The sequence below is a fragment of the Methylobacterium oryzisoli genome, assembly GCF_046557895.1.
Classification (GTDB): Bacteria; Pseudomonadota; Alphaproteobacteria; order Rhizobiales; family Beijerinckiaceae; genus Methylobacterium; species Methylobacterium oryzisoli.
In genome coordinates this window covers 14,131-27,963 of the sequence record NZ_JBKIBX010000024.1, presented here as the reverse complement: position 1 = coordinate 27,963, position 13,833 = coordinate 14,131, and the positions used below count along the sequence as shown (strand labels likewise).

The 13,833-nt window shown below is 76.8% G+C and carries 14 protein-coding genes; 9 read left to right on the top strand and 5 right to left on the bottom strand.

Annotation, left to right across the window (positions count from 1 at the left end):
* The first annotated feature begins 204 nt into the window (after nt 1-204).
* Genes ACKUB9_RS21010 through cobJ form a run of 4 tightly spaced genes read left to right on the top strand, consistent with a single transcriptional unit; the run spans nt 205 to nt 2,988 of the window.
* The gene (locus tag ACKUB9_RS21010) at nt 205-732 is read left to right on the top strand and encodes a ferredoxin-like domain-containing protein (protein ID WP_410825891.1); all 528 of its coding nucleotides are present in this window, start codon (nt 205-207) and stop codon (nt 730-732) included.
* The gene (locus ACKUB9_RS21005; protein WP_407526079.1) at nt 729-1,361 is read left to right on the top strand and encodes a precorrin-8X methylmutase; all 633 of its coding nucleotides are present in this window, start codon (nt 729-731) and stop codon (nt 1,359-1,361) included. Before ACKUB9_RS21010 ends, ACKUB9_RS21005 begins: the two co-directional genes overlap by 4 nt.
* The gene (locus ACKUB9_RS21000; RefSeq protein WP_407526077.1) at nt 1,361-2,152 is read left to right on the top strand and encodes a precorrin-2 C(20)-methyltransferase; all 792 of its coding nucleotides are present in this window, start codon (nt 1,361-1,363) and stop codon (nt 2,150-2,152) included. Before ACKUB9_RS21005 ends, ACKUB9_RS21000 begins: the two co-directional genes overlap by 1 nt.
* Nucleotides 2,149-2,988, top strand: a complete 840-nt coding sequence (gene cobJ, locus ACKUB9_RS20995) for a precorrin-3B C(17)-methyltransferase (RefSeq protein WP_407526074.1) — start codon at nt 2,149-2,151, stop codon at nt 2,986-2,988. The genes ACKUB9_RS21000 and cobJ overlap by 4 nt, the downstream gene beginning before the upstream one ends.
* Here cobJ and ACKUB9_RS20990 read toward each other — a convergent pair.
* On the bottom strand, nt 2,955-3,716 hold the full coding sequence (locus ACKUB9_RS20990) for a cobalt-precorrin-6A reductase (RefSeq protein ID WP_407526071.1): 762 nt from the start codon (nt 3,714-3,716) through the stop codon (nt 2,955-2,957). The two genes, cobJ and ACKUB9_RS20990, sit on opposite strands and share 34 nt — an antisense overlap.
* Between ACKUB9_RS20990 and cbiE the strand changes: the two genes are divergently transcribed.
* From cbiE to cobM, 3 genes are all read left to right on the top strand, one after another.
* Complete coding sequence (gene cbiE, locus ACKUB9_RS20985) at nt 3,715-4,974, top strand: precorrin-6y C5,15-methyltransferase (decarboxylating) subunit CbiE (protein WP_407526068.1); 1,260 nt, start codon at nt 3,715-3,717, stop codon at nt 4,972-4,974. The genes ACKUB9_RS20990 and cbiE overlap by 2 nt on opposite strands.
* 437 nt (nt 4,975-5,411) lie before the next feature.
* A complete protein-coding gene (locus tag ACKUB9_RS20980) occupies nt 5,412-5,849 on the top strand; it encodes a cobalamin biosynthesis protein (protein ID WP_407526245.1) in 438 nt (145 codons plus the stop codon).
* The gene (cobM, locus tag ACKUB9_RS20975) at nt 5,846-6,616 is read left to right on the top strand and encodes a precorrin-4 C(11)-methyltransferase (protein ID WP_407526065.1); all 771 of its coding nucleotides are present in this window, start codon (nt 5,846-5,848) and stop codon (nt 6,614-6,616) included. The genes ACKUB9_RS20980 and cobM overlap by 4 nt, the downstream gene beginning before the upstream one ends.
* 4 nt (nt 6,617-6,620) lie before the next feature.
* Here the strand turns inward: cobM and ACKUB9_RS20970 are convergent, their stop codons facing one another.
* On the bottom strand, nt 6,621-7,721 hold the full coding sequence (locus ACKUB9_RS20970; protein WP_407526063.1) for a cobalt-precorrin-5B (C(1))-methyltransferase: 1,101 nt from the start codon (nt 7,719-7,721) through the stop codon (nt 6,621-6,623).
* A 61-nt stretch (nt 7,722-7,782) separates the two neighbouring features.
* On the opposite strand from ACKUB9_RS20970, the gene ACKUB9_RS20965 reads away from it, so the two are divergent.
* Nucleotides 7,783-9,105 carry a cobyrinic acid a,c-diamide synthase CobB gene (locus ACKUB9_RS20965; RefSeq protein ID WP_407526060.1) on the top strand — a complete coding sequence of 441 codons (1,323 nt, stop codon included), beginning with the start codon at nt 7,783-7,785 and terminating at the stop codon, nt 9,103-9,105.
* Nucleotides 9,106-9,127: 22 nt separating this feature from the next.
* On the opposite strand, the gene atzF is transcribed toward ACKUB9_RS20965, so the two are convergent.
* The 3 genes from atzF to crtD all read right to left on the bottom strand — a co-directional run bounded on the left by atzF (nt 9,128) and on the right by crtD (nt 13,398).
* Complete coding sequence (atzF, locus tag ACKUB9_RS20960) at nt 9,128-10,924, bottom strand: allophanate hydrolase (protein WP_407526242.1); 1,797 nt, start codon at nt 10,922-10,924, stop codon at nt 9,128-9,130.
* A 102-nt stretch (nt 10,925-11,026) separates the two neighbouring features.
* A complete protein-coding gene (locus tag ACKUB9_RS20955; protein ID WP_407526057.1) occupies nt 11,027-11,881 on the bottom strand; it encodes a carotenoid 1,2-hydratase in 855 nt (284 codons plus the stop codon).
* The gene (gene crtD / locus ACKUB9_RS20950) at nt 11,878-13,398 is read right to left on the bottom strand and encodes a 1-hydroxycarotenoid 3,4-desaturase CrtD (protein WP_407526054.1); all 1,521 of its coding nucleotides are present in this window, start codon (nt 13,396-13,398) and stop codon (nt 11,878-11,880) included. The genes ACKUB9_RS20955 and crtD overlap by 4 nt, the downstream gene beginning before the upstream one ends.
* Before the next feature lie 93 nt (nt 13,399-13,491).
* On the opposite strand from crtD, the gene ACKUB9_RS20945 reads away from it, so the two are divergent.
* The coding region (locus tag ACKUB9_RS20945; protein ID WP_410825889.1) for a polyprenyl synthetase family protein at nt 13,492-13,833 on the top strand (342 nt) is incomplete at its 3' end.

The window sequence follows — 13,833 nt, the reverse complement described above, 5'->3', positions numbered from 1 at the left end:
CAACCCGCCGCCGCCCGGCCTGCATCCGCGGCCGGTGGGCGGTCCGGTGCTGCTCGCCGAATTCCCGTTCGGGCGCTGCGACGCCGCGCGCCTCGCCGCGCTCGCCGNCCCCTCTGGGTGTAGTCTTCCCCCCCCCCCCCCCCCGCCCCGCCGCCAGACAACCCGCCGCCGCCCGGCCTGCATCCGCGGCCGGTGGGCGGTCCGGTGCTGCTCGCCGAATTCCCGTTCGGGCGCTGCGACGCCGCGCGCCTCGCCGCGCTCGCCGCCCTCGCCGAGCGGCACGGCGACGGACGCCTGCGCCTGACGCCCTGGCGCGGCGCGATGCTGGTCGCCCGCGACGCGCAGGCCGCGGCGGCGCTCGCCGCGGCCGCGCGGGATCTGGACCTGATCGTCGCGGCCGACGATCCGCGCCGGGCGGTGGCGGCCTGTCCGGGGGCGCCGGCCTGCGCATCCGGCGGCACGCCCGCGCAAGCCCATGCCGCCCGGCTCGCCGCGCGGCTCGGGCCCCGGCCGGCGGGCGTGCGCGTGCACGTCTCGGGCTGCCCGAAGGGCTGCGCGCATCCGGGGCGGGCCGACCTGACGCTGGTCGGCCGGCCGGACGGGCGCTACGGGGTGGTGCACGCGGGACACGCCGGCGATCCGGAGGCCATGGTGCTCCCTTTCGAGGCGGTGCTTGAGCGGCTAAACAGCGCCGGGATGGCCGCCCTCCACCCAGACCGGGAGCCCGCATGAGCACGCGCCTCGACTACATCCGCGACGGCGCCGCGATCTACGCCCGGTCCTTCGCGATCATCCGCGCCGAATCCGACCTGTCGCGGTTCGCAGGCCCCGCCGAGCGGGTGGTGGTGCGGATGATCCATGCCTGCGGCATGACCGACCTGCCGCGCGATGTGGTGGCCTCGCCCGGCTTCGCGGAGGCCGGCGAGGCGGCGCTGCGGGCGGGCGCGCCGATCCTGTGCGATGCCCGCATGGTGGCGGACGGGGTGACGCGGGCGCGGCTGCCGGCCGGCAACGAGGTGGTCTGCACGCTCGGCGACCCGCGCGTGCCGGGCTTGGCCGCGAAGCTCGGGACCACGCGGACGGCCGCCGCGATGGAGCTGTGGCGCGCGCGGCTGCCCGGCGCGGTCGTGGCGGTCGGCAACGCCCCCACCGCTCTCTTCCGCCTGCTCGAACTCTTGGACGAGGGCGTCGCGCCGCCGGCCGTCGTCATTGGCGTGCCGGTGGGCTTCGTGGGCGCGGCCGAATCGAAGGAGGCGCTCGCCGAGGACGGCCGCGTGCCGTTTCTGATCGTGCGCGGGCGGCGGGGCGGCAGCGCGATGGCGGCGGCGGCCGTGAACGCGCTCGCGAGCGAGGCCGAGTGATGGACGCCGTGACGGACCTGCCGCGGGCGGGCGCCGCCGAGGAGGGGGAGCGGCCGGCCGGCCGCGTCACCGGCACGCTCTACGGCGTCGGGATGGGGCCGGGGAATCCGGACTACCTGACGGTGCGGGCCGTGCGGGTGCTGGAGCGCGCCCACCACCTCGTGCATTTCTGCAAGGCGGGCCGGCGGGGCAACGCGCGCACGATCGCGGACGCGGTGGTGCAGGACCCCGCCCGCGAATGGGCGCTCGCCTACCCGTACACGACCGAACTGCCGCCGGACGACGCCACCTACGTGTCCGCACTCGCCCGGTTCTACGACGAGGCCGCCGCGCGCATGGCGGACGAACTCGGGGCGGGGCGCGACGTGGCGATTCTGTCCGAGGGCGACCCGTTCTTCTACGGCTCCTTCATGCACCTGTGGCGCCGCCTCAAGGACCGCTTCCCGGTGGAGGTGGTGCCGGGCGTCACCGGCATGTCGGGCTGCTGGACCCGCGCGGGCACGCCGATCACCTGGGGCGACGACGTGCTCACCGTCCTGCCCGCGACGCTGCCCGCCGCCGTGCTGGCCCGCCGCCTCGCCGAGACCGACGCCGCCGTGATCATGAAGCTCGGCCGCCACCTGCCGAAGGTGCGCGCGGCCCTGGCCGAGGCGGGCCTGCTCGGGCGCGCGGTCTACGTCGAGCGTGGGACCATGGCGGGCGAGCGCATCGCGCTGCTCGCCGACAAGCCCGACGACCAGGCGCCCTATTTTTCGATGGTGCTGGTGCCCGGCGAAGGCCGCCGGCCATGACCGGTCCCGGGGTGCAGGGGCCCGAGGCCCCTGCTGGGGCCGGGGGCGAAGCCCCGGCGGGGCCGGGGCGGAGCCCCGGGGGGTCGGTCTGCGTCGTCGGGCTGGGGCCGGGCGATCCGCGCTACCTCACGCCCGCCGCGGCCGAGGCGCTCGCGGCGGCCACGGACCTGATCGGCTACGCGCCCTACGTGGCGCGGGTGCCGGAGCGCCCCGGCCTCGTGCGCCACGGCAGCGACAACCGGGTCGAGGTGGAGCGGGCGCGCCACGCGCTCGCGCTCGCCGCCGCGGGCCGGCGGGTGGCGGTGGTGTCGGGGGGCGATCCCGGCGTGTTCGCGATGGCGGCGGCCCTGTTCGAGGCGCTGGAGGGGGGCGAGCCCGCGTGGCGCGCGCTCCCGATCACGGTGGAGCCCGGCATCACCGCGATGCTGGCCGCGGCCGCGCGGGCCGGTGCCCCGCTCGGCGGCGACTTCTGCGCCCTCTCGCTCTCGGACAACCTGAAGCCCTGGGACGTCATCACGGCGCGGCTCGACGCCGTGCTGCGGGCCGACCTCGTGATCGCGCTCTACAACCCGATCTCGCAGGCGCGGCCCTGGCAGCTCGGCGCGGCGCTCGGGCTCGCGGCCGAGCACCGCGCCCCCGACACCCCGGTGATCCTGGCGCGGGCGATCGGGCGGCCGGACGAGTCGCTGCGCATCCTGCCCCTCGCCGAGGCCCGCGCCGCGCCGGCCGACATGGCGACGCTGGTGATCATCGGATCGAGCGCGACCCGCCTCGTGCCGCGGGAAGGCGCGCCGTCCTTCGTCTATACCAGCCGGCGGGTGGAGGCGGCGCGATGAGCCATGAGCCACGCCAGCGCGTCCTCGGGCCGCTCCACCCGCGCGGCGGCGGGTGCGTCGGGCTGGCGCACGATCACCACCGGCAGGCCGAGCGCGCGGGCCGCCGCGATCTTGCCGTAGGTGGCGGACCCGCCGGAGTTCTTCGTCACCAGCACCTCGGTGCGGTGGCGGCGCATCAGGTCGCGCTCGGCTTCTTCGGGAAACGGGCCGCGGGCCTCGATCACCGTGAGATCGGGCAGGGGGAGCGCGTCGCCGACCGGCTCGATGGTGCGCACCACGTAGGCGTGGTGCGCCGCCGCCGCGAAGGCGGCGAGTTCGAGCCGCCCCACCGTGAGGAAGACGCGGCGCCGCACCTCGCCCAGCGCCCGCGCGGCGGCGGCGACGGTGTCCACCTCCTGCCAGCGATCGCCCTCGCGCGCCGTCCAGGGCGGGCGGCGCAGGGCGAGGAGGGGCAGGCCGAGCACCGCGCAGGCCGCGGCGGCGTTGCGCGAGATCACCTGCGCGAAGGGATGGGTGGCATCGACCACCGCCGCGACGCCCTCGGCTCGCAGCCACGCGGCGAGCCCCTCCGGCCCGCCGAAACCGCCGATGCGGGTCTCGATCGGCGCGGCGGCCGGCGCCGCGGTGCGGCCGGCGAGCGAGAGGACCGGCCGGAGGGCCGGGTTCGCGGCGAGAAGCCGCGCGAGGCCGCTCGCCTCGGTGGTGCCGCCGAGCAGGAGGATGCGCATGGGCGCTCTTTCGCCTGAGCCGGCCCGCCTGTCGAGCGGGAGCGCTTCGAGCGGGACACCTTGGCTCGCCATCGTGGGCATCGGCGAGGACGGCCGGGCGGGGCTGTCGCCCGCCGCCGCGCGGGCGCTCGATGCGGCGCGCCTCGTCGTCGGGGGCCGCCGCCACCTCGCGCTGGCGGCCCCGCTCGCGGCCGAGACGCTGGCGTGGCCGAGCCCGATCCACGAGGCCTACCCGGCGATCCTCGCCCGGCGCGGGCAGCCGACCTGCGTGCTCGCCACCGGCGATCCTTTTCACTACGGCATCGGGGTCGAACTCGCCCGGCTGGTGCCGGCCGCCGAGATCGCCTGCTACCCGCAGGCCTCTGCCTTCAGCCTCGCGGCGGCGCGGCTCGGCTGGCCGCTCGCGGACTGCGCCTGCCTCACCGTGCACGGGCGGGCGCTGGAGCGGGTGATCCCGCATCTCCAGCCCGGCGCCCGGCTGCTGGTGCTGTCGTGGGACGGGACGACGCCGGGGCGCCTCGCCGGGCTTCTGGCCGAGCGGGGTTTTGCGGAGTCGCGCCTGACCGTGCTGGAGGCGATGGGGGGCCCGCGCGAGCGGCGCCGGGAGGCGACGGCCGCGGGCTTCGCCGAGACGGAGATCGACCCGCTCAACACCGTCGCGGTGGCGGTCGCGGGCGGCCCGGAGGCGCGGGTGATCCCGCTCGCGCCGGGCCTCGACGATGCGTGGTTCGAGAGCGACGGGCAGCTCACCAAAGAGGAGGTGCGGGCGGTGACCCTCGCGGCCCTGCGGCCGCGGGCGGGGCAGCGGCTGTGGGACGTCGGTGCTGGCTCCGGCTCGGTCTCGATCGAGTGGTGCCTGCGGCATCCGGCGAACCGCGCGGTGGCGATCGAGGCGAAGGACGCGCGGGCCGACCGGATCGGCCGCAACGCGCGGGCGCTCGGCGTGCCGGACCTGACGGTCGTGCGCGGGCGGGCGCCCGAGGCCCTGGGCGACCTGCCGGCGCCGGACGCCGCCTTCATCGGGGGCGGCGTCTCGGACCCGGCGGTGATCGCCGCCGTCTGGGCGGCGCTGCCGCCGGGCGGCCGGCTCGTCGCCAACGCCGTCACGCTGGAGAGCGAACCGGTACTGATCGAGGCCCACCGCCGCCACGGCGGCACCTTGCGGCGGATCGCGATCGCCCGCGCCGAGCCGGTCGGGTCGATGCACGGCTGGCGCCCGGCGATGCCGGTGACGCAATGGGCGGCGGCGAAGTGGTGAGCGGCGCCGGCATGGACATGGGTGGACCGCCACTCGTCACCCGCGGCGTCCATGAGACCCGCGGCATCAGCGGGATCCGCGGTCAGCGCGGGATCCCCTCTCCCGTGCGGGAGAGGGGTAGGGGATCGAAGATCCCGCGTGAGGGTCCCGGGAGGGGGCCGCAAGAAGACACCACGCTGCCGCTACCAGCACCACGCTTCGTGCTTGAGCCTGACCCGCTCTGCTCCCCTCACGATGCTTTCAGGGTCTCAACGGCCCCACCTGGACCCTCACGCGGGATCTCCGATCCCCTGCCCCTCTCCCGCACGGGAGAGGGGATCCCCGCGCTCCCCGCGCGCGATGCGGGAGAGGGGTTCCCCGCGCTGCCCGCGCCCTGTCCGGCACCCCGGGCCTTGCGCACGCCCGGCGAGGGCGCCGCCCCCGCGCCGGCCCGGCGCGTGTCCTCCGCTCCAGCCCCCTCCGCTCCCGACGCCGCCCGCCCGCCCATCGTCGCGGGCGTCGGGTTCCGGCACGCGACCGGCCCGGAGGAGATCGCCGCGCTGGTGCGCGACGCGCTCGGACGGGCGGGCTGCGCGGCCGGGCAGCTCGGGGCGCTCGCCACCGCCGAGGACCGGGCCGGGGAGGCCGCCGTGCGGGCGGCCGCGGCGGCGCTCGGGGTCGCTGTGGTCGGCATCGGCGTCGAGGATCTGCGCGAGGCCGGGCGGCGCGGGGTGACGCGCTCGGGCCGCATCGAGGCCCTGCGGGGCGTGGGCTCCCTGGCGGAGGCCGCCGCGCTCGCGGCCGCCGGCCCGGAGGGGCGGCTGGTGCTCGCGCGCATCGCCAGCCCCGGCGCCACCTGCGCGCTCGCGAGCGCAGGCGAGGGAGGCCCCGCATGACCATCCACTTCATCGGCGCCGGCCCGGGCGCCGCCGACCTCATCACGGTGCGCGGGCGCGACCTGATCGCGCGCTGCCCGGTCTGCCTCTACGCGGGCTCGATCGTCGCGCCCGAGATCCTGGCATGGTGCCCGCCGGGCACCCGCCGCATCGACACGGCGCCCCTCGACCTCGACGCGATCCTGGCCGAGATACAGGCGGCCCACGCCCGGGGCGAGGAGGTGGCGCGGCTGCACTCGGGCGACCTGTCGCTCTACAGCGCGGTGGCGGAGCAGACCCGGCGGCTCGACGCGCTCGGCATCCCCTACACGCTCACCCCCGGCGTGCCGGCCTTCGCGGCGGCCGCCGCGGCGCTCGGGCGCGAGCTGACCGTGCCGGAGGTGGCGCAATCCGTCGTCCTCACCCGCACGAGCGGGCGGGCCTCGGCGATGCCCGAGGCGGAGCGTCTGGCGACCTTCGCGGCCACGGGCGCGACGCTGGCGCTCCACCTCTCGGTCCACGTGATCGACCGGATCGCCGCCGAGCTGATCCCGCATTACGGACCCGCCTGTCCGGCGGCCGTGGTCTACCGCGCCTCCTGGCCCGACGAGCGGGTGCTGCGCGGCACGCTCGCGACCATCGCGGATCAGGCGATGCAGGCGCGGCTGGAGCGCACGGCGCTGATCCTGGTCGGACCCGCCCTCGGGGCGGAGGATTTTCGCGAGAGCGCGCTCTATGCGGCGGGCTACGACCGGCGGTTCCGGCCGGGCGGGGCCGTCGGCGGATAGCAGCTCACCCCGTCGGATGGAACGGCGCGTGGCCGACGAGGCCGCCGTCGCGGTCGAACACCACGACTTCGAGCGCGATGCCGGCGCCCGCGAGCGCCCGGGCGGCCGTGGCCCAGGCGTGGCGGGCGACCACGTCGCCGAGGGGCAGGTCGTGCGCGCGGGCGATCTGCAGCACTTCGAGTGCGGTGTTGGCGCCGAGCGCGCGGCCGGCGAGGTCCGGGCCGGCGCCGGCCTCGGCCAAGCGCTCGCCCAACCACGCGAGGTCGACCGGGCCGGCCCGGGAATGCAGGTCGAGCAGGCCCGCGCCGAGCTTCGCCATCTTGGCGATGCCGCCCGCCACCGTGACCCGGGGCACCGGGTGGCGGCGCAGGTACTTCAGCATGCCGCCCGCGAAGTCGCCCATGTCGATCAGCGCCGGGTCGGCGAGCCCGTGCATCCGCTGCACCGCGGCCTCCGAGGTCGAGCCGGTGGCGCCCGCCACGTGCGCCAGGGCGGAGGCGCGCGCCACGTCGATGCCGCGGTGGATCGTGTCGATCCAGGCCGCGCAGGAATACGGCACCACGATGCCGGTCGTGCCCAGCACCGAGAGGCCGCCGACGATGCCGAGGCGGGGGTTCAGGGTGCGCGCGGCGAGCGCCTGCCCGCCCGGGATCGCGATCTCGACCACCGCATCGGGCGGGGTCGCGCTCTCGGCCGCCTCGGCGAGCGCCGCCGCGATCATGCGCCGGGGCATCGGGTTGATGGCGGGCTCGCCCACCGGCAGCGGCAGGCCCGGCCGGGTCACCGTGCCGACGCCCTCGCCGGCCCGGAAGGCGACGCCCGAGCCGGGGGCGCCGGGACGCACAGTGGCGACCACGAGGACGCCGTGGGTGACGTCCGGATCGTCGCCCGCATCCTTGACGATGCCGGCGCGGGCGCCGTCCGGCACTGGCTCGGCCAGCGCCAGCGCGAAGGCCGGGCGGGCGCCGCCGGGGAGGGGGATCGCGACGGGATCGGGAAACACGCCGGTGCGCAGGCCCTGCCACGCGGCCTTGGCCGCCGCCGCCGCACAGGCGCCGGTGGTCCAGCCGCGCCGCAGGGGGCCGCTCGGTCGGGTGTCGTCCATGGCGCGCGTGGTATCACCCGGGCGCGCCGGGGTAAAAGGGCGCCGTGACAGGGAGATCGTCGTGACCGAACCCGCCGCCCGCGGCCTGCTCGTCGCCGCGCCCCGTTCGGGGTCGGGCAAGACCACCGTGACGCTGGCCATCCTGCGCGCCCTGGCGCGGCGGGGCCTGCGCGTCGCCGGGGCGAAGTGCGGGCCGGACTACATCGACCCCGCCTTCCACGCCGCCGCCACCGGCCGCCCGAGCGTCAACCTCGACAGCTTCGCGATGACGGACGCGCTCCTCGACGCCGCGGCCGGGCTGGCCGGGCAGGGTGCCGACCTCGTGATCGCCGAGGGCTCGATGGGCCTTTTCGACGGGGTGGTGGCCGCGGAGGGCCGCAGCGGCGCCAACGCGGACGTGGCGGCGCGCTACGGCTGGCCGGTGATCCTCGTCCTCGACGTCTCGGGCGCCGCGCAATCGGCCGCCGCCGTGGCGCTGGGCTGCCGGCTGTACGATCCGCGCCTGACGCTCGCCGGGGTGATCCTCAACAAGGTCGCGAGCCCGCGCCACCGGCGCCTCGTCGAGGCGGGCCTTGCCCGGGTCGGCCTGCCGGTGTTCGGGGCGCTCGCGCGCGACGCGAGCCTGGTGCTGCCCGAGCGCCATCTCGGCCTCGTGCAGGCGGAGGAGACCGGCGACCTCGCGGCCCGCCTCGACCGGCTCGCGGACCTCGCCGAGGCCGGGCTCGACCTCGACGCGATCACCTCCGCGGCGGCCGGCCGGGTGCCGCCGGCCGCCGATGCCCTGCCGCGCCCCCCCGGCCAGCGCATCGCGCTCGCGCGGGACGCCGCCTTCTCGTTCGTCTACCCCCACATGGCGGCGGGCTGGCGAGCGGCGGGCGCCGAGATTCATCTCTTCTCGCCGCTCGCCGACGAGGCGCCTCCGGAGACCTGCGACGCCTGCTGGCTGCCGGGCGGCTATCCGGAGCTGCAGGCCGGGCGGCTCGGCGCGGCCACAACCTTCCTCGACGGCCTGCGGGCCTTCGCCCGCACCCGCCCGGTCCACGGGGAGTGCGGCGGCTACATGGTGCTCGGCGAGGGGCTGGAGGACGCGGAGGGGGTGCGCCACGCGATGGCGGGCCTGCTGCCGGTCGCCACCTCCTACGCGAAGCGCAAGCTGCATCTCGGCTACCGGGTGGCGACGCTGCTGGCGGACGGCCCGCTCGGGCGCGCGGGGGCGCGCCTCGTCGGGCACGAGTTCCACTACGCGAGCGAACTGACGGCCCCGCCGGACGAGGCCGATGCGCTCGCCCGCGTCACCGACGGCGAGGACCGCCCGCTCGGCCTCGCCGGCCACCGGCGCGGGCACGTGAGCGGCAGCTTCTTCCACCTGATCGGACCGCGGTGAGGCGCGGGCCGCACCGCCCCTCTCAGCGCCGCGCCTCCACGTAGGCGCGCCACCCGCCGAAATCCGTCACCTCCTCGGCCTCCCGCACCGCGTGGGCCTCGCAGAGGAAGCCCGACACCGCCGTGCCGTCCGCGAGCGTGATGCGGCCGATGCCGAGCGGGGCGGGGATCGCCGCCGCGAAGCGGCCGAAGGCGGCGGGCTCCAGCGACCAGACCTCCACGGCGAGGCCCGGACCGGAGAAACCGGGCGCCCGCACGAGGCCGGGCTTCGGCGGCGTGGTGCCGGGCAACGCGTAGAGGCGGTAATCCGGCGCCGTGCGGGTGGCGCGCACGAAGCGGCCGCCGAGATCGGTGATTTCGCGGTTGAGCGGCAGCCCCGTGAGGTGCGCGCCGACGACCACCAGGGGGATGCGTCCGTCGGACGCCTGGGCGAGCCGGCTCTCCTCCGGCAGCGCCGCCTCGCGCAGGCGCCCGAGGCCCGGGGCGGCGTCGCGGTGGAGCGCGTCCGCCAGGGGGGCCAGCGCGTCGTCCGCGAAGGCGCGGCCGACCAGGGTGACGCCCGCCGGCAACCCGTCCGCGCGGAACCCCGCCGGCACCGCGATGGCCGCGCAATCGAGCAGGTTCGCGAAGTTGGTGTAGAGGCCGAGCCGCGCATTCAGGGTGAGCGGGTCGGCCCGCATCGCCTCGACCGTGTAGGTGGTGGGGGCGGTGGGGAGCAGCAGGGCATCGATCTGCGCCCAGGTCGCGTCGGTGCACCGGCGCAAAGCCTCCAGCCGGTACTGGCCCCGGAAGGCCTCCACCGCCGAGTAGGCCCGGGCCGAGTCCACGATGCGGCGGACTGCCGGGTCGAGGGCGTCCGGGTTCGCGTCCGCGAAGGCCTCGATGGCCGCCAGCCGCTCGGCCACCCACGGCCCGTCGTACAGGAGGCTCGCGGCCTCCCGGAACGGCGCGTAGTCGACGGAAACCAGGGTCCAGCCGAGGCGCTCGGCCCGGGCGCAGGCCGCGTCGTAGAGACGCTCGGTCTCGGCATCGCCGAAGAACTCCCGCTCGGCCCCCGCTAGGATGCCGACCCGGGGCATGGCCGGCAGGGCGCGCGGTTCGGGGCGGCGCGAGTAGGGATCGGCGGGATCGAATCCCTCCGCCACGCGCCGCACCGCCGCCGCGTCGCCCACCGTGAGCGCGAAGACCGAGATGCAGTCGAGGCTGCGGCAGGCCGGCACGAGGCCGGTGGTGCTGATGAGGCCGCGGCTTGGCTTGAGGCCGACGAGGTTGTTGAAGGCCGCCGGCACCCGGCCGGAGCCGGCCGTGTCGGTGCCGAGCGCGAAGGCCGCGAGCCCCGCCGCCACCGCCACGGCCGAGCCGGAACTCGACCCGCCGGAGATGAAAGCCGGATCGAATACGCTGCGCGGCGCCCCGTAGGGCGAGCGGGTGCCGTTGAGCCCGGTGGCGAACTGGTCGAGGTTCGTCTTGCCGACCACGAGCGCGCCGGCCGCCCTGAGCCGCGCCACCGCGGCGGCATCCGCCTGCGGCGTGACCGCGAAGGCCGGGCAGGCGGCGGTGGTGGGCAGCCCCGCCACGTCGATGTTGTCCTTCACCGCGAAGGGCACGCCCCAGAGGGGCAGCGAGCCCGGCTCCGGTGCCCGCGCCATCAGGTCGGCCGCGGCCTGACGCAGGGCGGCCGGCGAGACGGGCGTGATGAACACGGCCGGGTCGGCGGCGGCGATCCGCTCGGCGAGCGCCGCCGCGAGATCGAGCGGGGTGAACGCCCCCGACGCGTAGAGCGCCCGAAGACGCGTCAGATCGAACACCGCCGGCAGCATCACGCGCACCCGTCCCTCACCCCGGCGCCCACCTGGCGCCGCCGCGCCCGCACAGGCAAGAGCCGGGCCTCACCGGGAGCCGAGTCTCACCAAATGCAAGCCTCATGTGGCGGCGCGCGGCATCCGGAACGGCAGCATCAGCCGCACCAGCGGGTGGCGGAAGCGGTCGAGGTCCAGGGCCTCGTGCACGGGCTGCACCGGCTCGCCGCAGATCCGGGCGGAGAGGAGCGAGCGGGAGTAGAACGGCGCGTCCTCGAAGCGGCGCAGCACCGCGGCGGCGCCGTCGTCGCTGCGGGTGGCGCGCGGCAGACGCCAGAGGGTCGGGGGCAGGGCGGCCGGGATCGGCGGCTCGATCGGCCGGGGCGTGCCGTCCGGGTCGAAGCGCAGCGAGAGGTTCTGGCGGGTGCCGTCCCGGCGCAGCACGTCGTAGAGGATCGCCGCCCCGCGCCGCAGGCTGGAGCGCGACCACGTCCAGCTCCGGAAGGACTCTTCCAGCGGCCCGTCGCCGTCGTTGGTGTCGAAATAGGCATGGCCCTGCCAGCGCAGGGACGGGCGCTCCAGCGCCACCTCGATCCGCGAGGCCGGCGCGAGCGGCCACCAGCGGTGGCGCCCCTCCGCGTCGAGGGTGAAGGGGCCGGGGGTCATCCCCTCCGGCCGCACCGTGATGGTGCCCGTCAGGCGCGAGGGCAGGGGGGCGGTCACCTCCGCGACACGGATGCGCAGGGCGGTGCCGTCCCATTCCAGGGAACTCGGGCCGATGGCGAGCGAGCGGGCGTCGCGGATCACGCTGCGGCGGCGGCGCTCCGTCATGGCCCAGCGGCCGGGGGATCCGTACAGCACCACGTTGACGGCGCAATGGTCGAGCGGGTCGCGCCAGCCGCTCCAGGCGTAGTAGGGCGAGAAGACGCTGCCCAGGAAGGCGATGATCGTGAGGCCGTGGCGGCCGTCGTCGCTCACCCCGTCGACGTACCACCACGCGTAGCCGCCCGGGGCGACGGGCGCGTCGAAGCGAGGTCCTGCAGGATGCTCGCCGCCGCGAGCCGGCCCGACTGCGCCGCCATCGGCACGCCCGGCCCCGGATGGACGCTCCCCCCTGCGAGGTAGAGCCCCGGCAGCCGCGTGCGCGCCCCCGGCCGCCGGAACGAGGCCATCCACCCGTGCGAGGCACGGCCGTAGAGCGCCCCGCCCGTCGCCGGGAAGAGCCGCGCGAAATCCTCCGGGGTGGTCGTGGTGCGGGCCTCCTCCGTCAGCGTCAGGCCGCAGGCCGAGAGCCGCCGGGTCATGGTGGCGTGGCATCGGGCGATCTCCTCCGGATCCGTGGGGCCGTCGCGGGCCGGTGCGTTGACGAGGCAGAGCAGGGGCTCGGGGCCGGCGGGCGCGGCGGCCTCGTCGCTCCGCTCCTGCGCGCAGATGTAGACGGTCGGGTCCCGCGGCGGGCCGTGCGCCAGCTCCGCGAACTCGCGCGCGTAGTCGTCCGAGAAGAAGACGTTGTGGCGCACGAGCGGGAAGCCCGCGGGCCGGCCCGCGAGCGCGAAGGTGATGGCCGAGAGCGAGCGCTCGGCCGCCGGCACCGGGTCGACGGCGCGCGCGGCCGGCGTCCCGAACAGGCCCGCGGCCAGAGCCGCCACGTCCGCGTTCGCCACCACCCGGGTGGCGGGCAGGCGCTCGCCGTCGTCGAGGTCGACGCCCGCGACCCGCCCGCCCTCGACCACGATGCCCCGCACCCGCGCGCCGTAACGAATCATCGCGCCGCGCTCCGCGGCGAGATCCGCGAGCGCCGCTGCCAGCCGCGACAGGCCGCCCTCGATGGTCCAGACGCCGTCGAGCTCGACATGCGCGACCAGCATCAGGGTAGCGGGCGCCGAGAAGGGCGAAGAACCGCAATAGGTGGCGTAGCGGCCGAAGAGCTGGCGCAGGCGCGGATCGCGAAAGGTGTCGCAGAGCGCGGTCCAGAGCGTGACGAAGGGCTGGATGCGCCACAGGCCGCCGAGGCCCCACGGCCCCACCCGCATCGCGAGGTCGACCGGCGTGGGGCGGAAATCCCGGATGAACGGTCCTTCGAGCGTCCGGTAGATCTCGGCCGCGCGGGTGCGGAAGCGCCGGAAGCCGTCCGCCTCCCGCGGGCCGGCGAAATCCGCGATCGCCGCCTCCGAGCGGGCCGGGTCGGCGAAGAGGTCGAGGTGCTCCGACCCGCTCCAGGCGTGGCGCGCCAGGATGCTGGCGGGGCTGAGCCGCACCCGGGCGGCGAGGTCGGCCCCGGCCTCCGAAAAGATTTCCTCGAACACCCAGCGCATGGTGAAGACGGTCGGCCCCGCCTCCACCGAGAGCGGGCCGGCCGGCACGCGCCGCATCTTGCCGCCGGGGGCGGGGGCGGCCTCCAGCAGGGTGACGGGCAGCCCGGCCGCCGCGAGCCCGAGGGCGGCCGCGAGCCCGCCCACGCCCGCGCCGATCACCACCACCCGTTCCTGCGCCACCGCCTCACCCCGCCGTTGATCTCGCGCCCCGATAGTGTCAATCATAGTGGACACTTTCCGACGTTCAAACGAAATGACACTGCGGAGGCGCCCATGGACGACGGTCAGAGGATCGAGCGAGCCCTTGACGTGGCCGTGGCCCACGCGGAGGCGCCCGGCGCGCCGCCGCTCCTCGCGGAGGCGATCCGCTACGCGGTGTTTCCCGGCGGACACCGGATCCGGCCGCGCCTGTGCCTCGCGGTGGCGCGGGCCTGCGGCGACGACGACCCGGCCGCCGCGGACGCGGCGGCGGCGGCGATCGAACTCCTGCACTGCGCCTCCCTCGTCCACGACGACATGCCGTGCTTCGACGACGCGCCGATGCGGCGCCAGAAGCCGTCCGTGCACGTGGCCTTCGGCGAGCCGCTCGCGCTGCTGACGGGCGACGCGCTGATC